This window comes from Mogibacterium neglectum (assembly GCF_030644205.1).
Lineage (GTDB): Bacteria > Bacillota > Clostridia > Peptostreptococcales > Anaerovoracaceae > Mogibacterium > Mogibacterium neglectum.
The window spans coordinates 1,074,851-1,096,676 of the sequence record NZ_CP128647.1 but is presented as its reverse complement, the minus strand read 5'-3'; the positions used below and the strand labels follow the sequence as shown (position 1 = coordinate 1,096,676).

Sequence of the window (21,826 nt, the reverse complement as noted above, 5' to 3'; positions counted from 1 at the left end):
TATTTCTTGTACTAAGCCAGTGAAAATGTTATAATCAATCCGTTATGACGAAGCTTGTCCATAACACTCTGAAATGGCAGGAGGTGAATCAGTAATATGGCACAGGTTACCGTTAGAGAAAACGAGAGCTTGGAGAGCGCGCTTAAGAGATTTAAGAGATCTTGTGCACGTGATGGAGTGATGTCCGAACTCAGAAAGAGAGAGCATTACGAGAAGCCAAGCGTAAAGCGTAAGAAGAAGTCTGAAGCTGCTAGAAAGAAGGCAAGAAAGTTTTAAGTCTTAGGAGGTGGATAGCGTGAGTTTGAAAGAACAGTTGATGGCTGATTATAAGACAGCTATGAAGGAACACGACGTCACCACCAAGGAGACCGTCAACCTCGTTAGAGCCGCTATTAAGCAGCACGAAGTAGATCAGAAGGTCGCACTTGAGGATGACGCTGACATCGTTCCAATCATCAAGAAGCAGCTCAAGATGCGTAGAGATGCGCTAGCTGATTTTGAGAAGGCTGGAAGGACAGACTTGTTAGATGGTTATAAAAGAGAGATTGAGGTTCTCGAGAGATATCTCCCAGAGGAGATGTCCGAAGAGGAAATCCTTGATGCTATCAAAAAGATTGCTGACGAGACTGGAATCGAACGCAATATGAAGAGCATGGGCACCATGATGAAGACTGCTATGGCTAAGCTACACGGTAAGGCTGATGGCTCTCTCGTGTCTAAGATGGTTAAGGAATACCTCAGCAAATAACTATCAATATGTATTTAACAGGGCGATGCCCTGTTTTTTCTTTTCTCTCACTGAAATCACAAATGCATGTTAAGTATCATTTCGTTGTAATAGTTGGTTAAAAAAGTTATAATGATAGTTAATATTTACAAAGGAAGAGTGCATGGATAACAGTAAAGATATAGTTAGATTTGAGATTCCAGAGGACATTAATAGAGAGCAGCTTTTTGGCACCCTTGATGCTAATATCAAGCAGGTCGAAAAGGCTACGGGCACGTCAATCGTAATGCGAGATGACGGGCTTTTTATTAAAGGAACGGAGAACCTGAGAGCTGCAAATATAATAAATAGGATGGTTGAAAACTTACGAGTTGAGCCAGAAATCGATGCGCGCAGAGTTAACTATTTAATCGATATGGAATATAGGGGCGAAAGCTTTGATGCAAGAGAGCAGACAAGTGATGTAATCTGCTATACATATAGGGGGAAGCCACTAAGACCAAAAACAAAAGGTCAGAAACGATACGTCGATATTATTCGTAAGAATGACATGGTATTTGGAATAGGTCCAGCAGGAACAGGTAAGACGTACCTAGCCTGCGCATTGGCTGCTAATGCCCTTAAGAACAAGGAGGTTGAGAGAGTCATACTGGCTAGGCCGGCTGTAGAGGCGGGCGAAAGCCTAGGCTTCTTGCCAGGGGATCTCCAAGATAAGGTTGATCCGTATCTAAGACCTCTATACGATGCAATATTTGAGATTATAGGACAAGAGACAGCAGCAAGGCTTAAGGAGACTGGAGTTATAGAAGTTGTACCGTTAGCTTACATGAGAGGCCGTACACTCGACAATTCATTTATCATACTTGATGAAGCGCAGAATACAACGCGTGAACAGATGAAGATGTTTCTTACTAGAATGGGCTTTAATTCTAAAGTCGTTGTAACAGGTGACATCACGCAGATAGATCTTCCGAAAGGGTCAGGGTCTGGACTTGTCGAAGCGAGGAGAGTTCTCAGCGATGTAGAGGGTGTAGAATTCAGCTATTTGACAGAGGTTGACGTAGTGAGACACGATTTGGTTAAGAAGATAATCAAGGCATATAGCGATTATGAGGACTCAAATAATTCTAATGCAAATGTCAGACGTGGTGGGAGTAAGCGATGATTTTAGATATCAATTATAGCGATACCATTTATGGAGATACTTGTATTGATGAACGTATAGATAATGAGCTGATTCGTGAGGCTGCAGTTTACCTCATATCCTCAGAAATCTTTGATGAGTTTAATGATGAAGTACTAAAGAGAGCGACCGAGCTACCTATATACATTGGCGTATCTCTTGTGTCAGAGGATGAAATAAAAGACATTAATAGAGAGTTTCGTGGGATAGATAAGGTTACTGATGTGTTATCATTCCCTCAGTTCGAGAGTGTTGATGAACTACTTGATGAAATAGAGGGTGACGAAGCACTCGTAGATATTCCGCTTGGAGATGTTGTTATTTGTCTTGACCAGGCAGAACGCCAATCGAAGGAGTATGGAACATCTATTAGACGCGAGGTTACATATCTCTTTGTTCATAGCATACTTCACTTGCTCGGATATGATCACATGGAGGATGACGAAAAGGCCTATATGAGAGCGCATGAGGAGCGAGTTATGGCTACACTCGATATCTTAAGATAGGTGATTCTTTAATTAAGTTACTAAGCTACAAGTTTTAGTGTTCTCTAAATATATAAGAGAACTAGAATTATTGTTATTAAGATGAATGGAGAACTAATGAAATCAGGTTTTATTGGAATAATTGGAAGGCCTAACGCGGGTAAATCCACGCTTCTTAACAATGTATTGGGTGAGAAGATAGCTATCACATCGGATAAACCGCAGACGACGAGAAATCGTATTACCGGCATCTACACGGACTTAGAACACGACGGCGGTGAGGGGATTCAGATGGTATTTCTGGATACACCGGGAATTCATAAGCCTAAAAATAAACTAGGGGCAGCGATAAACGAGACCGCTATTAACACCATGGGTGGAGTAGATGTGGTTTTGCTTATTGTAGATGGTACTAAGAAGTTTGGAAAAGGTGACCAGTATATTTTAGATATGCTCGCTCAATCGGATATCAAGAAAGTGCTCGCAATCAATAAGATGGATTCAATTGGGCCTGAGGAATATCTCGAGCTTTATAATGAATACGATAAATGTGGACTGTTTGATGAGATTTTCGGAATTTCGGCACTTCAAGACACTAATGTAGATAAACTGATGAAGTGCCTATCGAGTTATATGACTAAAGGACCGATGTACTATCCAGAGGATATGGCGACTGATCATCCGGAACGATTTATAGTAAGTGAGATAATTAGAGAGAAGCTGTTGCAATATTTGGATCAAGAGGTTCCCCACGGTATCTTCGTTGAAATTGAGTCATATGAAGAAAAGCCGCACATCACCAAGATTGGTGCAGTAATTTGCTGCGAGCGCACATCACATAAGAGCATTATTATAGGAAAAGGGGGACGCAAACTCAAAGGGATTGGAAAGAGTGCAAGGGAAGAGATAGAATTGCTTCTTGGGACTAAGGTATTTCTGTCGCTTTGGGTTAAAGTGAAGGAGCGCTGGCGTGATTCTGACAGGGTCATTAGGAATCTCGGATATAGGGAAGAGTAAGAATGCTTATTAATACAGAAGGGATAGTGCTGCGACAGAATAAGATTGCCAATAATAGACGGATTATTACGCTTTTCACACGGCGCTACGGGAAAATAACTGCAGGGACGAGTATTAACGAACGTGCCAAAGGAAGGGCAGCTCTTGCTATAAGACCTTTTACATATGCAGAATATGACATATTTAAGGGACGGAACTATTTCAATATAAACAATGCAGAGGTAAAGAAAAGTTACTACTCAATCGGTGAAGATATCGATAGGTATATGGTTGCCTCACAGCTTCTAGAATACATAGATAAAACAACCGAAGAGGAACAGATAAGGCCAAGGCTTTTTGATCTATCAATTGAGTTCATGGAGTCTATTATCAATGCAAAAGGTAACTACATGACGCTCTTTTATGCGTTTATTGTAAAATCGTTATCACTCAACGGAGTAATGCCTGAAATAAAGCAGTGTGTGAGCTGTGGAAAGTCACTTTCTGATATTAGAAAAGAGGGAGATGGAAAGGTAAAATACTTTTCTGTTAATGGTGGAGGAATTCTGTGTGAGGATTGCTACACAAGGCTTGATACACGCGATGTTTCGTTGATTTTCAAACCTGATTTTGATATAGTTGAGGTATTAGATTACTTTGCAAAGAAGCCGCTCTCAAGTTTTGAAAAAGTAGCTTTAAAATCCGCAGTGTCAGACGGATTACAGAGAATTCTATCAGAATACCTCAAGTACTATCTAGATGTTGATATTTTCGATAATGACATTAGCTTATAGATTTTGTTGCAAAGTTAAAAAAGGAGGATGCTATGGAAATCACATTGGAAAAGATTGAATTAGTTAAAGACAGGACGGGAGTTAGCTATAGGGAAGCAAAGAGTGCTCTTGAAGAAGCTAATGGAAGCGTGGTTGATGCGATTATTTTCATCGAGGAAAATATTGGGACCGAAGATTCAGATGCTGATAATCTATACGGTAATGAACTTTTCGCTCGTCTTAAAAAGACTGCTGAAAAAGGGAATATGTCACGTATCATCATTAAGAAGGGCGATGAAGTGCTCGTTAATCTACCGCTTACAGTTGGTATTTTAGGTGTTGTTATCGCACCTTGGGGAATGATATTAGGCTTAGTTGCTGCCGCAGGATTTAACTGTAACGTTGAATTTGTAAATGACAAGGGTGAAGTTACAGACGTTAACGGTAAGGTTAAAGCACAGTATAGCCGTGCAAAGAGTGCTGGAAGTGAGACTGTAGATAAGATTAAAGACAGCGAGCTATATAACGATATTAGACTTAAAGGGCAGGATAAATTTGAAGATTTAAGGGATAAGGGTCTCGATAAGTTTGACCATGTCAAGAACAATGTTAATCTCTCAGATTTAAAGCGCAAGGGTAGCGAGATTCTTAAGAAACGTAACAAGGACGATAACTTTGACTTTTCTAAAAACGATATAGCTGATGTTGCTGATGGATATTATGATTTAGATATCGAGAATCTAGGTCCAGATCAGCCGGGAAACGTATTTGTGGACAATGAGGAAACTCAAAAAGCAGATACAGAAGAAAAATAAAAACTGACGCTAATTTGCGTGAAATGTAAGAATTTTTTTAGATAGGACAGGTATAGATGTATGGCAATTGATAAGAATGTAGTTCAGCCGGATAGAGTTGTAACTATGGATAAGATTACTGCTCTGGCAAAGAATAGAGGTTATATTTTTCCCGGATCAGAGATTTACGGTGGATTAGCCAATACATGGGATTACGGACCTCTGGGAGTTGCATTCAAGAACAATGTTAAGAAGGTTTGGTGGAGCAAGTTTGTTCAACAGTCAAAGTACAATGTTGGAATTGATGCTGCTATTCTGATGAACCCAGAAACATGGGTTGCATCTGGACACGTTGGTGGTTTTTCAGACCCTCTTATCGATTGCAAGAGCTGTAAAGCAAGGTTTAGAGCTGATAAGATTATTGAAGACTATCTGGTTGAAACTGAAGGCAAGCAGATTTCCTGCGATGGCTGGAGTAACGCGGAGATGGAGAATTACATCGCCGAGAACCATATTCTGTGCCCAGAGTGTGGTAAATCTGATTTTACAGGGATTCGAAAGTTTAACCTTATGTTTAAGACTTTTCAGGGCGTAACTGAAGATTCAAAATCAGAAATATTTCTAAGACCTGAGACGGCACAGGGGATATTCGTTAATTTTAAAAATGTTCAGAGGACTTCTCGCAAAAAGATACCGTTTGGTATAGCGCAGATAGGTAAGTCGTTTCGTAACGAAATTACACCTGGAAACTTCACTTTCAGAACTAGAGAGTTTGAACAGATGGAGTTAGAATTCTTCTGTAAGCCAGGAACCGATCTAGAATGGTTCGAGTATTGGAAACAGTATTCGATTGATTTTCTCAAAAATCTCGGTATGAACATGGAAAATATTCGTGTTAGAGATCATGAGAAAGAGGAACTATCGCACTATAGCAATGCAACTTCGGACCTAGAATATTTATTCCCGTTCGGATGGGGAGAACTATGGGGAATAGCGGATAGGACAGATTTTGATCTTATGAGACATCAAGAACATTCTGGACAGGATATGAGTTATCTTGACCCTGAAACTAACGAGAGATACGTTCCATATTGTATAGAGCCATCTCTTGGAGCAGACAGAGTAGCACTCGCATTCCTAATCGATGCATACGATGAGGAAACTGTGGTGGATGGAAAAGGTAAAGAAGATACTAGAGTTGTTCTGAGACTCCATCCTGCTCTTGCGCCTTATACAGTTGCAGTTCTTCCTCTATCTAAGAAATTAGAGGATGTAGCTTTGCCTATTTATGAGGAACTTAGCAAGTATTTCAATGTTGAATACGATGCTGCTGGTTCAATAGGCAAGAGATATAGAAGAGAAGACGAGATAGGAACACCTTTCTCAATCTGTGTGGATTTTGACACAGAAACCGATAAATCAGTCACTATACGCGATAGAGATACGATGGAGCAGATTCGTCTACCTCTGTCTGACGTTAGGGAATATATAGAAAACAAATTGCAGTTTTAACTAAGGAGAAATGCCATGGGAAAATTTGTTTATTCTTTTAATGAAGGCTCTAAGGATATGAGGAGTCTTTTAGGTGGTAAGGGTGCAAACCTTGCGGAGATGACTAAGATAGGTCTACCGGTACCATTTGGGTTCACTATTTCAACTGATGCTTGTAAAGACTATCTTGACAAAGGAGGAGTTTTGTCCGAGGAAATTGTCAAAGAAGTTTATTACCATCTTGCTGAGCTTGAGCACGTGATGGGAAAGACTTTTGGAGATGTAGAGAACCCACTTCTCGTATCTGTTAGATCGGGAGCTCCTGTTTCGATGCCTGGTATGATGGATACAATTCTAAACCTAGGTCTTAATGACGAGTCTGTAAAAGGTCTTGCTGCAAAGACTGGCAACGAAAGATTTGCATACGACAGTTATAGAAGATTTATTCAGATGTTCGGAGATGTAGTTCTCGAGATTCCAAAAGCTAGGTTCGACTTTATCTTCGATGGTAAGAAAGAAGCAGTTGGTGCTGAGTTTGACGTTGATCTCTCACCAGAAGACCTTAAGGCTATTATCGAAGCCTATAAAGTTCTCGTTAAAGAGGAGCTGGGAAGAGATTTTCCACAGAATCCTAAAGATCAGCTGATGGAAGCTATACAGGCGGTATTCCGTTCTTGGAATAACGATAGAGCTATCCTATATAGACAGTTAAACAACATTTCTACATCACTCGGAACTGCTGTTAATGTACAGTCTATGGTATTCGGAAATACCGGGGAGACTTCCGGTACTGGAGTTGCATTTACAAGAAGTCCTGTAAACGGCGAGAACAAAATCTTTGGTGAGTTCCTCGTAAATGCCCAGGGCGAAGATGTTGTTGCTGGAATCAGAACACCTCAGCCAATCGCAGAGATGGAGCAGGCTTTCCCAGAAGTATATGCAAAGTTTGAATCTGTAGCTGAGATTCTAGAGAAGCACTACAAGGATATGCAGGACATGGAGTTTACTGTCGAGGATAACAAACTGTTCATGCTTCAGACAAGGAATGGTAAGAGAACTGCTACTGCTGCTGTTAAGATTGCAGTTGACATGGTAGAAGAAGGGCTAATTGACAAGGAGACTGCTATATTACGTATAGAGCCAGATCAGATTAACCAGCTACTTCATCCTACATTTGATAGTTCAGAACTTGCAACTGCAACAGCTGTTGCTAAGGGACTTCCAGCTTCCCCGGGCGCTGCTTGTGGTGAAATTGTATTCAGCGCAGATGACGCTGCAGAGGCGGCTGCATTAGGTAAGAAGGTTGTTCTTGTTAGAGAAGAAACTTCCCCAGAGGACCTTGCAGGTATGGTAGCTGCTCAGGGTATCCTAACTGCAAGAGGTGGTATGACCTCTCACGCTGCTGTAGTTGCTCGTGGAATGGGTAAGTGCTGCGTTGCTGGTTGCAGTGCAGTTACAGTACATGAGTCTGCGAAGAAAATGGTTGTAAACGGTAAAGAATACCACGAAGGAGACGTGATTTCTATCAATGGAACTGACGGAAGTGTTTATGACGTAGCTATTAAGACTGTTTCACCTGAACTATCTGGTGACTTCGGAACTATTATGAAGTGGGCTGATGATGTTAGAAATCTCGGAGTTAGAGCTAATGCGGATAACCCTAGAGATGCTAGACAGGCACTAGAGTTTGGAGCTGAAGGAATTGGTCTTTGCAGAACTGAGCACATGTTCTTTGAGGATGAGAGAATCCCTAAGATTAGAAGAATGATACTTGCAGACTCCGAGACTGAGAGAAGAGAAGCTCTTGCAGGACTTCTTCCATATCAGAAAGGGGACTTCAAAGGTCTATACGAGGTAATGGGTGAGAGACCAGTTACTATTAGACTTTTAGATCCACCTCTACATGAATTCCTTCCTAAGACTGAGACTGACATTAATCAGCTTTCAGAGCAGTTCGGAATCTCTAAGGAAGCTATAGAGAAGAAGACTGTTGAGCTTCACGAGTTCAATCCTATGCTTGGTCACAGAGGTTGCCGTCTAGCAGTTACCTATCCTGAAATAGCTGAAATGCAGACAGAGGCTATTCTAACAGCTGCACTTGAAGTATCTAAGGAGAAAGGATATAAGATTAAGCCTGAGATTATGGTTCCGCTAGTAGGAAATGTTAAGGAACTGCGTTTCGTTAAGAATACAATTGATGAGACAGCTAAGAAGTGCTTTGAGAAGGCAGGAATGGAACTTGAGTACATGGTAGGTACAATGATTGAGATTCCAAGAGCTGCTCTCACTGCAGATGAGATTGCTGAAGAAGCTGAGTTCTTCTCATTCGGAACAAACGACCTAACTCAGATGGGATTTGGATTCTCTCGTGATGACACTGGTAACATCATTAAAGAATATATTAATGATGGTATTCTTGAGAGAGATCCATTCCAATCTCTAGATCAGAAGGGTATTGGAAAGCTGGTTAAGATGGCTTGTGAAGGCGGAAAAGAGACTAGACCAAACATTAAGTTAGGTGTTTGCGGAGAGCACGGTGGAGATCCGGATACTATTGAGTTTATGTATAAGACTGGACTCCAATATGTATCTTGCTCACCGTTCAGAGTACCAATTGCAAGACTTGCTGCTGCACAGGCGACAATCAAGAATCATAAATAGTATCTAAAGGTTAAGCATCCGTAGCGGATGCTTAACCATAAATTTTTTGAAATGAACTGGTTTAATAAATTTGAAGATAAATGGAATGGATTATCAAGTACAATATTGATGATTCTAGGAAACTTAATTTATGCATTTAGCATAAACCTCCTAATCACACCGATGCACCTGTATAACGGTGGATTCCTCGGAATATCCCAGATTGTTAGACATTTAATTGTCGTGAATACTGGAGTTGCAACGATATATGGTCTTGACTTTACTGGTATTATCTACTTCTTGATAAATATTCCTTTATTTTTGTATGCATACTCATCAGCTGGATTTAAATTTGCGACTAAGACACTGATTTCAATTGGCATATCATCGGTTTGCCTTACCCTTGTTCCAGTACCAAAGATTCCTTATATTGATGACTACCTAACCGCGTGTGTAGTCGCAGGTGTTATCGGAGGAATCGGAACGGGCATGATTTTAAGAGGTGGAAGTTCAACTGGCGGTCCAGATATCATAGCAGTGTGCATGGCAAAGAAGAATCCAAACATTAGCGTCGGAATGCTTAATAATGTTGTGAATTTTGCTGTATATGGTTGCTGCCTACTGTTATTTAATGTAAAGATAGCAGTTTACTCCTTCATCTACTCGGCTGTCAAGGCGATGTTTATCGACAGGATGCACACCCAAAACATCAAGACAGAAGTTCTGATTATTACTAAGAAAGAGGGTATAGAAAAAATTCTTACTGAAGAATTAAACAGAGGCGTTACAAGTTGGAAGGGAACAGGTGCTTACACAGGAGATGAGGTAAATATAATTCTAACGCTCGTCTCAAAGTATGAAATAGAACATCTCAAAGGAATAGTTAACGATATTGATTCTCATGCATTTCTCATGATGTCAGAGGGTGAAAATATAGTGGGTAATTTTAAGAGACACATAGGGGTCGGCGAATAGAAAAATACTGCGAGCCTCGGCAAATAGTTTCGCTTACTTGATGAATTATACGAATATTGTGTAACTTGATGTGATGTAATAATACTCGCATTCGTTAATTCGTAACTTCGTAAACCTTTAAACTTGTCAAAACCTCGCAGCCTTTTGTATTCACCTTCAGCTCCCTCGCTGTGATGATTGTCCATATGTGGCCTACGAGCCTTGTAAGCGAATTGCGTTTACTCGGCAGATTACACAAAGTCTGCGGAACTTACAGGATTGGTATTAATAGATAATTGTTGCAAACTGTACATTGCAACCAATAAGAAAAGTGAGAACTAATCATGAGTTTTTTAATTGAAAGACCCTGGATATTAATCGTGGCGATGTCCGTACTGTTCTACATAAGTGTTGGAATATTATATTATCAGCATACTAAAAGAAAGAAGGCATTTAACACGATTAAGACCATGAAGCGCAATAAGGAACTATCCAAGGTATACCTTAGAATCGATAACGGTTATGGCGAATTCTATGATATGTCATTTTCCGTTGATGGGGAGAATTGGTCGTCCGGAGTTTTGTTTTCAGATGAGTTTCTAACGCCTTCTATCTTGATGCCGTCCGGAGAGTATGAGATAAAGTTCTCAGTAAAAAGTCGCTCTGGGGCAACGGTATATTACAAGAAAAAAGGACCTTTTTACACGAAGATCGTAGTGAAACCGTTTATTGATACGATAATCGTATTTGATAATGATACATTAGCTAGTTGGCAAGAAGATTTAAAGGAGTAAAGTTACATGAGTGATCTAAGAATCAATTTTATCGACAACTGGGAGAAGAAGGATGTTAATCTAGAAGAACTAAGACGTGCTCTTGAGGATGGAAACTCATCTGTCTACAATGATGCAAGCCTTAAGAAAGTGTCCGCTAAGTGGAAGAAGTTCAAGGAGAGAGGTGTCTCGAATCTATACCTTCTCAAGGAACTAGATGATGATGGTGTTGCGTGTGCAATGTATGCATATTCGATTACCGATGGTGTAATAGATGAGGAGACTCTAGAGAAACTTAGAGAAGTTTGTGCTCAGAATCTTTCTTCTGGTGAGATGAGAGCTGATGGTTCATTCTCAAAGCCAAACGAATGGTGGGATACAAATCCTGGTCGCTCAATCAAGGCCGTTGAGTCAGGTTCTGCAGATAGCTTACATCAGTATCTAGATGCTGAACTCTATCCAAAGGGAATCGTTCTAACTTCTAGAACCATTAAATCAAAGAATGCTGACGAGCTAGCTTGTTCAGCCATCGCATGGGGCGTAAGTACATCATTATTTAAGAAGGGTGCTTACATGAGCGTTCTAATTCATAATGATGTGCTATAGACATTGAGCTTAGCGTTTATTAGTTCTAAATAGTAAAAAGGTAGATGCAAGCACCCAAAAAGTTGGACATCAAACTAACTTTTTGGCTATACTTTAGCCCACATCTACCTTTTTTATTTCTTTCGCCTTTGCGGTATTAAATCAATGCTTGCTCAAGCGTTCCTTTGCCCTGTACACAGGTAACCCTACCATACGCGCCATTTATTACTGTAAAGCATGGCTTAACATGACCGATATCTGCATTCCAAATAAATGGAATATTTGGAATCGCTTGGCGTAGCTGCGCGATATATTCTTCGTCCGATTTGTCGGGGAACATAGTCCTGCCAAATACAATCGCTTTAGTTCCCTTAAAGTACCCACAATACTTCATCTGCATCATCGTAAGGTATAGATCGAATGAGGTCATCGCAAAGTTGTCTAGGAACCATATCTTTCGAGGATATTTTTTAACAAATGATTTAGTGTCATCAAAAGGTGTTCCTATCAGCTTTGCGATGCAATCTATGCATCCCCCGATAAGCCGTCCCTCAGCTATTAGTCTTGGTGAATCAGTAGCGGACGATTTATCTATTATCTCATCTGTACCTGGCATTGATAGCTGCCAATTTACGTCTTCATCAAGAACCACATCCTGAATGTTAAAGTCGGTGTTAGAGTCATACTTATCGAATGAATATTGTTTTATAATGTTGCCACGCATAAACTCAAGCGAATTCTTCTGGAACTCGTGAAGTATATCCCAGTCAAAGCTACCTGCATTAAAGCCGTACATTGTGGCTATGTCGAGTTTGGTCGTTACATAGTATGTGATGTTCGTTGGATCACTTGCACCGGCAATCCACTTAGGGTAGTTAGACAGTGTTTCCATATCTAGGTAGGGAAGTATCTCGATGTTATAATTGCCACCAGCTGCGGAGATAATCATATCTACATCAGGATTGTGAACAAGGAAATTGAATTCTTCGCTACGAGTCTTAGCATCAGCAGATCGTATGTTATCATTTCTAACACTGGCAGTCTCTATAATATCGAAATCCGATGATTTTAAGGCTGCTAATGATTTGTCAAACGATTTAATTTTGTGACCAACTCCAGCGCTCGGTGCACAGATACCAAGAGCAGAACCTTTTTCGGGAAATTTAGGATATATCATAAAGTCCTCCTTGTATTAGAATGCACCCTGCAGACCATTGCTATAAAGTTTTCCACAGGTAACGTACATAGAAAAAGTAGAACGTAGTAGAGTGATTCCTAATGAATTGGCAAGAGCGATGAGCGATGGCTCTGGTTCATAGATTCCAATTAAAATAACACACTGAACGCCTTTCATCTCAGCAGTTTTAAGGATTTGCGGATTATATACTGCCGTAATCAATATCGATTTATCGCTAGCATATGTTACGATGTGACTTATTACGTCAGATGAAAAGGCATTAACTAGCTCGAGATTTAGGTCAGGATCCTTGGTTAGGATCTTTCCCTCTATAATAGAATTAATTTCAAGTAGTGTCATTTTGTCCTCCCTAGTCAACGCATATACAGTCATAATTATACTTATATTATACGTTACACAATTATCAATTGCGAGTGGATTTGTCAAAATAACTGTGGATAATTGATACGAAAGTTACAGCTAATTGAATGTTTTCAGTATATAGACAGATTCATAACTATCATTGAAATAAATTTATTTAATATATATAATAAATTTAATATATGATTTAATTTTATTAAATATCACTAACTGATTTGGTTGAAGGAGGTTCTAGGTATGAAGGTTTCGAATGTCCCATTCAAGGGCACACCTGAGCAAGAACAGCAATTACTGAAGGTTATTGACGAGCTCAAAGGTGATAAGGGTTGCTTGATGCCAATTATGCAACATGCACAGGAGATATATGGGTATCTTCCATATCAGGTTCAGAAAATCATTTCTGATGGAACAGGTTTTCCGATGGAGAAAGTATACGGTGTGGCTACATTCTATGCTCAGTTCTCCATGTCGCCTAAGGGTGAACATGAAGTTTCAGTCTGTCTCGGTACTGCATGTTACGTTAAAGGTGCGGGAGATATATTCGATAAGTGCGTGGAGGAGTTAAAGATTGGTGATGGAGAATGCACACCAGACGGAAAGTTCTCCTTAGATTCATGCCGCTGCGTTGGAGCTTGTGGACTAGCTCCGGTGGTTATTGTTGGCGGAGACGTATATGGCAAAATGACTGCGGATAAGATTCCTGAAGTTCTTGCTAAATACAAGTAGTTTTCGGTTGTAAATGATACGCTTAGCAGCGTTTTGTAGACTATGGAGGTTATTATGAAATCGCTTAATGAACTTAGAGCCATCAAGAATAAGATGATGTGCCAAGTAAGCCTCAGACTAGGTAGCGAATCAGCTATCTCAGTAGAGGCTGAAGGTGCACAGGTTCATAAGAATTATATACTGGTTTGCGGCGGTACAGGATGTACATCTAACCACAGCTTAGATGTGGTTGAAGCTTTTGAAACTCATCTCAAAGAGCATGGTCTTCAGAATGATGTGAAGATCATTCAGACCGGATGTCTTGGTCTATGTGCTAAAGGACCTGTAGTTGTAGTTCATCCGGGATCTGTTTACTATGAAGAAGTAGATCCAGAGAAGGTAGAGGCAATTGTAAATGAGCATATCGTTGGTGGTGTTCCTGCTGACAAATACCTGCTCAAAGAGGAGACTACCGATGGAAGTCCTGCAAAGACGATGACAGAGTCTGACTTCTACACTAAGCAGGAGAGAATAGCACTTAGAAATTGCGGAGTTATCGATCCAGAGAACATCGATGAATATATTGCCACAGGTGGATATGAGGCTCTTGGAAGATGCTTAACTGAGATGAACCCAGATGAAGTTATTCAGACCGTTCTCGATAGCGGCATTAGAGGACGTGGTGGTGCAGGATTCCCAACAGGAAAGAAGTGGAAGTTCGCATCTGGTAATAGAGGAAAAGTTCAGAAATATGTATGTTGTAATGCAGACGAAGGTGACCCAGGTGCATTCATGGATCGTTCAATATTAGAGGGAGATCCACATTCAGTTTTTGAGGCTATGGCTATTGCTGGATATGCAATTGGAGCTGACCAGGGATATATCTATGTTCGTGCTGAGTATCCTATAGCTGTTAATAGACTAGAGATTGCTCTTAAGCAGGCTAGGGAATATGGACTGATTGGTAAGGACATATTTGGCACAGGTTTTGATTTCGATATCGATTTAAGACTCGGTGCAGGAGCATTCGTGTGTGGTGAGGAAACTGCTCTTCTAACTTCTATCGAAGGTAATAGAGGTGAACCACATCCTCGTCCTCCGTTCCCTGCTGTAAAAGGCCTATTTGGATGTCCAACAATTCTAAATAACGTTGAAACATACGCTAACATTCCAGTGATATTTAACAAGGGGCCAGAGTGGTTTAGCTCTCTCGGAACAGAACTATCACCAGGTACTAAAGTTTTCGCCCTTGGGGGTAAGATTAACAATACCGGACTTGTAGAAGTTCCTATGGGTACAACTCTGCGCGATGTTGTTGAAAATATCGGCGGTGGAGTTCCAAATGGCAAGAAGTTTAAGGCTGCACAGACTGGTGGTCCTTCTGGCGGATGTATCCCTAGTACATACTACGATATCCCAATAGACTTCGAGAACCTAAAGAGTATTGGATGTATGATGGGATCTGGCGGACTCATCGTAATGGATGAGGATAGCTGTATGGTTGACATAGCAAAGTTCTTCCTAGAATTTACAGTTAGTGAGTCATGTGGCAAATGTACACCTTGCAGAGTTGGAACTAAGAGAATGCTTGAAATCCTAACAAGAATCTCTGAGGGTAAGGGTGAAATAGAAGATCTTGACAAACTTGAAGAATTAGCTAAATTCATTCAGACCAACTCACTGTGTGGACTTGGTCAGACAGCTCCAAACCCAGTTCTTTCGACACTGAGATTCTTTAGAGACGAGTACGTTGCACATATCAAGGAAAAGACTTGTCCTGCTGGTGTCTGCAAAAAGCTGCTTAAGTACAGCATCATCGAAGAGAAGTGTAAAGGATGTACTCTGTGCGCTAGAAACTGCCCAGTTGATGCTATCTCTGGTGCAGTTAAAATGCCTCACGTAATTGATACTGTAAAGTGTATCAAGTGTGGTGCATGTATGGATAACTGCAGATTCGGTGCAATAATCAGAAAGTAGTGGAGGAAACGATATGTCAGATGTTAAAGTAACAATTGATAACATAGAGGTTAATGTCCCTGAAGGTTCTACGCTACTCGAAGCAGCGCACATCGCAGGAGTTGATATCCCTACGTTATGTTATCTTAAGGATGTAAATGAAATCGGTGCATGTAGGATGTGCTTATGTGAAGTAGAGGGTGCTCGTGCACTTGCGGCAGCATGTGTATTCCCTGTATTTGACGGAATGGTTGCACGTACAAATACACCAAAGCTTGTTGAGTATAGAAGAAAGAATTTAAAGCTACTTCTATCAGATCATAACATGGATTGCCTCGGATGTTTTAGAAGCGGTAACTGTGAGCTTCTCAAGCTATGCAGAAGGTACGGAGTAGACGATACTGAGTACTATAAGGGTGCAAAGAATCATTCCGTGATTGAGGATAGCTCAAAGTCCATTGTTCGCGATAACAGTAAGTGTGTACTATGCCGTCGTTGCATAGGCGCATGTAATAATCTTCAGAGCATCGGAGTTATCGGTGCCAATAATAGAGGGTTTGATTCGTATGTTGGAACAACATTCAACATCCCTCTCGCTGAGACTAGCTGCGTAAATTGTGGACAATGCATCGTTGCTTGTCCTGTAGGTGCTCTGTATGAGAAGGATTCTATCACTCAGGTTAGGGAAGCGATTGAAGACCCAGATAAGTTCGTAGTTGTACAGGCTGCTCCTTCAACTAGAGTTGCACTCGCTGAGTGTTTTGATCAACCGATAGGTACGGAAGTGGAAGGAAAGATGTCAGCAGCTCTTCACAGACTGGGATTTGACAGAGTTTTCGATACTAACTTCTCGGCTGACCTCACGATAGTTGAGGAAGCAAATGAGCTTGTTGAGAGAGTGACTAACGGTGGTGTTCTCCCTATGATTTCATCATGCTCACCAGGATGGGTTAAGTTCTGTGAGCACTACTATCCAGAACTAATTCCTAATCTATCGACATGTAAGTCACCGCAACAGATGTTTGGTGCGGTAACTAAGTCTTACTATGCTGATGTTATGGGAATTCCTGTAGACAAAATAGTATCTGTAAGTGTCATGCCATGTACAGCTAAGAAGCACGAGCTCGGAAGAGATGACCAGGGCAATGATGGTTATCAGGATGTCGATTATTCAATCACAACTCGTGAACTTGCAAAGATGATCAAGATGGCAGGTATAGAGTTCATGAAGCTTGAAGACGAACCGTACGATAATCCACTAGGTGAATATACCGGAGCTGGAGTAATTTTTGGTGCTACTGGTGGTGTAATGGAAGCGGCACTTAGAACGGCTGTAGAGAAGCTTACAGGTGAAGAACTAATAGACCTAGACTTCGTAGACGTTCGTGGTGTTAAGGGCGTAAAAGAGGCTGAATACGACCTACAGGGCAAGAAAGTTAAGGTTGCTGTCGCTAGCGGTCTAGCCAACGCAAGAATAATTATGGATAAGGTAAAGGCTGGAGAAGCCGACTATACCTTCATCGAAATCATGGGGTGTCCTGGAGGCTGCGTAAATGGTGGTGGACAGCCACACGTGGATTCTCAGATTAGAAACTTCCTCGACGTTAGAGCAGAGCGTGCAAAAGGTCTGTACACATTGGATAAAAACGCTCCAATCCGTAAAGCTCATGAGAACCCAGTAATCATCAAGATGTACGATGACTACCTCGGTGTACCAGGAGGAGAGAAGGCTCATCACTTGCTACATACTTCCTATGTAAATAGAGGTGTGAATAAGCAGGCTGACTAACCGTCAACTTAAATCAGAAAGCCACGTCTCAATTGAGACGTGGCTTTTCCGTGATTACTATAATATATTATATATTGATCGTTCTATGGCTGAATGTTGTACCTCTTTAGAACACAGCTTTGCTTTATTGCACAGCATTTATTAGACTATGCCTCGATTATAAACGCCTTATATCCTTTATATGCTTCGTACACATCAGACTTGCTAACTGCTTCATATGGAGCATGCATGTTGAGCACTGCGATTCCGCTGTCTACAACCTCCATTCCGTAAAGTGCCAAAATGTATGCTATAGTTCCACCACCACCGACATCTACCTTTCCAAGTTCGGCCGACTGGAACATTACATCGTGCTTATGCATAATTGCTCTGAGCTTGCCGAGATATTCAGCATTAGCGTCATTAGAGCCACCTTTACCTCTGCTTCCAGTGTACTTGTTGAATACAATTCCTCGGCCGAAGAGGGCAGCGTTTCTTTTGCTGAACTTGTCTGCATACATAGGATCGTAAGTAGCACTTACGTCGGATGAGAGCATGCGAGAGTTTCTTAGAGCCCGTGCAGCATTTAGCTCAGTGTAAATTCCTAATCTATCTAGCAGTTCTCTAACAATATCCTCGAAGAAGTGAGATTGCATACCTGTAGCACCATAGCTTCCGATTTCCTCCTTGTCTACAAAGAGTCCGCAAGTAGTGGTCTTAGGGTTTTCAACTTCAAAGAGTGCAATTGCAGAAGCATATGCACAAGATCTATCGTCATGTCCATATCCCAGGATAAGGCTTCTATCAAGTCCAGCTTCTCTCGCTCTTCCTGCAGGAACAGCCTCAATCTCAGCTGACCAGAAGTCGTCCTCTTCAACATCATACTTATCTTTGAGTAGCTTAAGCACATTAGCTTTAACTGCTGATTCACTCTCGTTATCAAGTGGCTGAGTGCCGAATACTATATCCATATTCTCACCGTCAATCAGCTTAGTTGCTGTGAGCTGCATCTGATCCTGAGCGAGGTGGATTAACAGATCGCTGATGAAGAAAACCGGGTCAGATGGATCTTCTCCGATATTTACCTTAATAACTGTTCCATCTTTCTTAGCTATTACACCGTGAAGTGCTAGAGGCATGGTAACCCATTGGTACTTCTTGATGCCACCGTAGTACTGTGTATCTAGATAAGCGAATTCATCTGTCTCATATAGTGGGTTCTGCTTAAGGTCGATTCTAGGTGAGTCGATGTGCGCACCGAGAATGTTCATACCGCGGTTTACGATATCTTCGCCGATATTAAATGTAATAAGGCATTTGTTCATATTAACGGCGTATACCTTGCTTCCCAAGCCTAAAATTTCATCATTCTTTATCACTTCATTTAGGTCGCGATATCCGTGAGACTCTGCCATTTCGACGAGGAGCTCTGTGCACTCCCGCTCCGTCTTTCCTTCTGAAATAAAATCTATGTATCCTTTGTTTAAATTCTCGAGAGCTTTAAGCTCCTCTGGAGAGTAGTTATTCCATGCGTTTTTATCTTTCATAATTTACCTCCTATAGTATGTAAATGGTAGCACAAAAGGTATTAAAGTACAATCAATCAATGTGAAGGTATTATGAATTGATAGGGTTATAAGCGTATGCTACAATAAATAGGTTAAGTGGATAAAAAACATAATTATAGATTAAATCAATAGTCTATGGATTTAAGTGATACTATTTTTAGATATATTACAATTGTGAGAAAGGAAGGGTAGATGCTTAAAACATTTGTGATGGCTATGGTGCCTATTATAGAGCTGCGTGGAGCAATACCATATGGCGCTGGAATTGCAGGATTACCAATCTGGCAAGCTACATTAATTGCGGTGCTCGGCAATCTGCTACCAGTTCCTTTCCTCGTTGTCTTTACTAGGGATATATTTTCTTGGATGCGAAAGAAGTCTGATAAGCTCAACAATATCGTCCAGATGATGGAACGAAAAGCTGATAGAAATAAGGACGTCGTCCTAAGGTATGAGTTCTGGGGGCTTATGATCCTCGTAGCAATTCCACTTCCAGGAACTGGAGCATGGACAGGAGCTCTAGTGGCTGCGATGATGGACATGCAGCTCAAGAGAGCTTTCCCTGCAATTGCCCTCGGTGTAGTTGCTGCCGCATTCATAGTTACATGGGTAACATACGGTGCGTCTACGTTTTTATAAAAAGTCTAGTGCTTCTTGCCTAGATAATCTAATTCATAGCGACTAATGTCTGGTTGATCATTATCAATCAGACTTTTTCTTATGTAATCGATTTCAGAAACAGCCTTGTCTATGGCTATTTCATATTTCTTCCAAATTTCCGCATTGCTATCCATCGAACGAGGATCGTAGTCGTGAGATGCGACCATATCGCATTGTTTTCTAGTTGCCTTCGTTGAAGAGAGAAGAGAGAGTAGTCTTTTGCGAAGGAAGTCGTTCTTTGTACCAAGTATTAGAATTGAACGCCTCATATCTCTAGTTGCTAGCTGCATCTGGCTAGTGGTAGGGGTTTCGTAAAATGGTGCCATTATGGCACCGAGATTTTTCCTCACTGGAGCAACGAGCTTTAAATCAATTATAAAAGGCGTGAGGCCGTGTTGCTCGAGTACATAGTGGTCAAATTCTCTCTCGACCAAGCTGTGTGACATGCCTGCAGTTTTTACATAACTGTTAATTACTGGATGACAGAGAGAATCGAGTATATAGTGGCACATTGCACCGTACAAGTAGCTTGTTTTCTCTAGAGTAGGAGAATCCTTAACAACATTAATAGCATGCTCGAAAAAGAATGAACCAGGACTATGATGAATAGTTGAACCTTCTTTATTGAGAATGCTTGGAAATATCGGCCTATAAAAAGCAAGGATATCAGGTCCTTGAAGTCCGAAAATAAATGCCGCATATGAATCAGCGTTTGTATTGATTACACGTTGTGTATCAGAAGGAAGCATGCTTAGAACAGTTCTTCCAAATAAATAGTGTGCGTTATGTGCAGGCATAATGACCTCCTATATCATATAAATTAGCCGTGGGCTATTACAAAGCTCACGGCTAATAAAAAATCTTAAGTCGGTAAAATACTAAACTTTAAATGTTTGAAATTTATCGTCTTCGTTATCCTCGTCAAACTCATAATCTTTTCCAGGGAGTAACATATTAGCTACAATGCCGACTATAGCCGCAATAGCAAGTCCTGAAAGATTGATTTTCACACTGAGAACTGTAAATGTTATACCGCCAATCTGGTTGAAGCCTAGAGAGCATACGAGAATGAGAGCAGTGATTATTGTGTTTCTGGTGTTTTTGTAATTAACATGGTTTTCAACGAGGTTTCTGATTCCGACTGCAGAAATCATACCATATAGTATCAGTGAAACACCGCCGATTATTGCTACTGGAATGGTTTCTATGATGAATGCAAACTTTGGTATGAACGAGAGTATTATCGCGAAACAAGCGGCGATTCTTATTACTAATGGATCGTATACCTTAGTGAGTGCAAGCACACCGGTGTTTTCACCGTATGTTGTATTAGCAGGTCCGCCAAATAGAGAGGCGAGCATAGTAGCAAGTCCGTCGCCGAGAAGCGTGCGGTGTAGACCTGGATCTTTAATGTAGTTATAACCAGTTGTTGCACTGATTGCGGATATATCTCCGATATGCTCCATCATTGTCGCTAGAGCAATTGGAGTGATTGTGATAATAGCGCTTATATTAAACTTAGCCATCATGATAGGAGGGAATGCAACGATTGACTCTTTGCTTATACCCGAGAAATCAATCTGTCCCATCGCTAGTGCTACTAAATATGAAATCATTACACCCAAGATTATTGGTACAATCTTTGCCATGCCACGTCCCCACATATTGAAGAATATGATAGATGCGAGGGCAACAATGGCTAGAAGCCAGTTCGTTTGTGCATTCTTGATAGCAGATGGTGCGAGTATTAGACCGATTGAGATGATGATTGGTCCAGTAACTACAGGAGGAAAGAATTTCATGACCCTCTCAATCGTAAATAGCTTTATAAGTGTAGCGAGTATTACATATACTAAGCCTGCAACAATTACTCCTCCGCAAGCATATGGGAGCATTTCTGTATTGGGGTGACCATTCTGAAGCGGTGCCACAGCTGCGTAACCACCTAGAAATGCGAATGAAGAACCGAGAAATGCTGGAACCTTTCCTTTTGTCAAAAGGTGAAATAACAGCGTTCCAAGACCTGCCATTAAAAGGGTAGTGGATATGCTTAAACCTGTGAGAAGTGGAACCAGCACGGTTGCGCCGAACATGGCAAATGTGTGCTGAAGTCCTAATAGAATAGTTTTCGGCCAACCGAGTGTTCTTGCATCAGTTATGCCGTTAGAGTAGTGATGTTCGTTACTCTGTGTCATCGTTTCCTCCTTGGG

At 41.0% G+C, this 21,826-nt stretch carries 21 protein-coding genes; 16 read left to right on the top strand and 5 right to left on the bottom strand.

Annotated features, from left to right (window positions below):
• Positions 1-96: 96 nt before the first annotated feature.
• The 12 genes from rpsU (at position 97) to QU661_RS05110 (ending at position 11,422) form a co-directional block, all read left to right on the top strand.
• Positions 97-276 carry a 30S ribosomal protein S21 gene (gene rpsU, locus QU661_RS05165; RefSeq protein ID WP_094234409.1) on the top strand — a complete coding sequence of 60 codons (180 nt, stop codon included), beginning with the start codon at positions 97-99 and terminating at the stop codon, positions 274-276.
• A gap of 19 nt (positions 277-295) precedes the next feature.
• Positions 296-748, top strand: a complete 453-nt coding sequence (locus QU661_RS05160) for a GatB/YqeY domain-containing protein (RefSeq protein WP_304989198.1) — start codon at positions 296-298, stop codon at positions 746-748.
• A gap of 142 nt (positions 749-890) precedes the next feature.
• Complete coding sequence (locus QU661_RS05155) at positions 891-1,892, top strand: PhoH family protein (RefSeq protein WP_304989197.1); 1,002 nt, start codon at positions 891-893, stop codon at positions 1,890-1,892.
• Positions 1,889-2,416, top strand: coding sequence for an rRNA maturation RNase YbeY (gene ybeY / locus QU661_RS05150; protein ID WP_304989196.1), 528 nt, complete (start codon positions 1,889-1,891; stop codon positions 2,414-2,416). Before QU661_RS05155 ends, ybeY begins: the two co-directional genes overlap by 4 nt.
• A 96-nt stretch (positions 2,417-2,512) precedes the next feature.
• Positions 2,513-3,412 (top strand): GTPase Era, encoded by a 900-nt coding sequence (gene era / locus QU661_RS05145; protein WP_304989195.1) that lies wholly within the window; start codon positions 2,513-2,515, stop codon positions 3,410-3,412.
• 2 nt (positions 3,413-3,414) lie between these two features.
• Entirely contained in the window at positions 3,415-4,185 is a 771-nt protein-coding gene (recO, locus tag QU661_RS05140) for a DNA repair protein RecO (RefSeq protein ID WP_304989194.1), read from the top strand.
• Between the two features lie 32 nt (positions 4,186-4,217).
• Complete coding sequence (locus QU661_RS05135; protein WP_304989193.1) at positions 4,218-4,979, top strand: DUF4342 domain-containing protein; 762 nt, start codon at positions 4,218-4,220, stop codon at positions 4,977-4,979.
• Positions 4,980-5,039: 60 nt separating this feature from the next.
• Positions 5,040-6,470 carry a glycine--tRNA ligase gene (locus tag QU661_RS05130; RefSeq protein ID WP_304989192.1) on the top strand — a complete coding sequence of 477 codons (1,431 nt, stop codon included), beginning with the start codon at positions 5,040-5,042 and terminating at the stop codon, positions 6,468-6,470.
• Between the two features lie 15 nt (positions 6,471-6,485).
• Positions 6,486-9,110, top strand: a complete 2,625-nt coding sequence (gene ppdK / locus QU661_RS05125; RefSeq protein WP_304989191.1) for a pyruvate, phosphate dikinase — start codon at positions 6,486-6,488, stop codon at positions 9,108-9,110.
• 27 nt (positions 9,111-9,137) lie between these two features.
• Positions 9,138-10,064 carry a YitT family protein gene (locus tag QU661_RS05120; RefSeq protein WP_304989190.1) on the top strand — a complete coding sequence of 309 codons (927 nt, stop codon included), beginning with the start codon at positions 9,138-9,140 and terminating at the stop codon, positions 10,062-10,064.
• Between the two features lie 323 nt (positions 10,065-10,387).
• Positions 10,388-10,837, top strand: a complete 450-nt coding sequence (locus tag QU661_RS05115) for a hypothetical protein (protein ID WP_304989189.1) — start codon at positions 10,388-10,390, stop codon at positions 10,835-10,837.
• A gap of 6 nt (positions 10,838-10,843) precedes the next feature.
• On the top strand, positions 10,844-11,422 hold the full coding sequence (locus QU661_RS05110) for a hypothetical protein (RefSeq protein ID WP_304989188.1): 579 nt from the start codon (positions 10,844-10,846) through the stop codon (positions 11,420-11,422).
• 136 nt (positions 11,423-11,558) lie between these two features.
• Here QU661_RS05110 and QU661_RS05105 read toward each other — a convergent pair whose 3' ends face one another.
• Entirely contained in the window at positions 11,559-12,578 is a 1,020-nt protein-coding gene (locus tag QU661_RS05105; protein WP_304989187.1) for an LD-carboxypeptidase, read from the bottom strand.
• A 15-nt stretch (positions 12,579-12,593) separates the two neighbouring features.
• Positions 12,594-12,938 (bottom strand): DRTGG domain-containing protein, encoded by a 345-nt coding sequence (locus tag QU661_RS05100; protein WP_304989186.1) that lies wholly within the window; start codon positions 12,936-12,938, stop codon positions 12,594-12,596.
• Between the two features lie 258 nt (positions 12,939-13,196).
• Here QU661_RS05100 and QU661_RS05095 point away from each other — a divergent pair, with 258 nt between their 5' ends.
• The 3 genes from QU661_RS05095 to QU661_RS05085 are packed head-to-tail and all read left to right on the top strand — an operon-like array spanning position 13,197 to position 17,409.
• On the top strand, positions 13,197-13,685 hold the full coding sequence (locus QU661_RS05095; RefSeq protein WP_304989185.1) for an NADH-quinone oxidoreductase subunit NuoE family protein: 489 nt from the start codon (positions 13,197-13,199) through the stop codon (positions 13,683-13,685).
• Positions 13,686-13,739: 54 nt separating this feature from the next.
• A complete protein-coding gene (gene nuoF, locus QU661_RS05090; RefSeq protein ID WP_304989184.1) occupies positions 13,740-15,641 on the top strand; it encodes an NADH-quinone oxidoreductase subunit NuoF in 1,902 nt (633 codons plus the stop codon).
• Positions 15,642-15,654: 13 nt separating this feature from the next.
• Positions 15,655-17,409 (top strand): NADH-dependent [FeFe] hydrogenase, group A6, encoded by a 1,755-nt coding sequence (locus QU661_RS05085; RefSeq protein WP_304989183.1) that lies wholly within the window; start codon positions 15,655-15,657, stop codon positions 17,407-17,409.
• A gap of 146 nt (positions 17,410-17,555) precedes the next feature.
• Here QU661_RS05085 and QU661_RS05080 read toward each other — a convergent pair whose 3' ends face one another.
• Positions 17,556-18,935, bottom strand: a complete 1,380-nt coding sequence (locus tag QU661_RS05080; RefSeq protein ID WP_304989182.1) for an aminopeptidase — start codon at positions 18,933-18,935, stop codon at positions 17,556-17,558.
• A gap of 213 nt (positions 18,936-19,148) precedes the next feature.
• Here QU661_RS05080 and QU661_RS05075 point away from each other — a divergent pair, with 213 nt between their 5' ends.
• Complete coding sequence (locus tag QU661_RS05075) at positions 19,149-19,595, top strand: COG2426 family protein (RefSeq protein ID WP_304989181.1); 447 nt, start codon at positions 19,149-19,151, stop codon at positions 19,593-19,595.
• A 5-nt stretch (positions 19,596-19,600) separates the two neighbouring features.
• On the opposite strand, the gene QU661_RS05070 is transcribed toward QU661_RS05075, so the two are convergent.
• Together QU661_RS05070 and QU661_RS05065 are read right to left on the bottom strand one after the other, a co-directional pair.
• A complete protein-coding gene (locus QU661_RS05070) occupies positions 19,601-20,413 on the bottom strand; it encodes a zinc dependent phospholipase C family protein (protein WP_304989180.1) in 813 nt (270 codons plus the stop codon).
• Between the two features lie 81 nt (positions 20,414-20,494).
• A complete protein-coding gene (locus QU661_RS05065) occupies positions 20,495-21,811 on the bottom strand; it encodes a uracil-xanthine permease family protein (protein ID WP_304989179.1) in 1,317 nt (438 codons plus the stop codon).
• Positions 21,812-21,826: the final 15 nt, after the last annotated feature.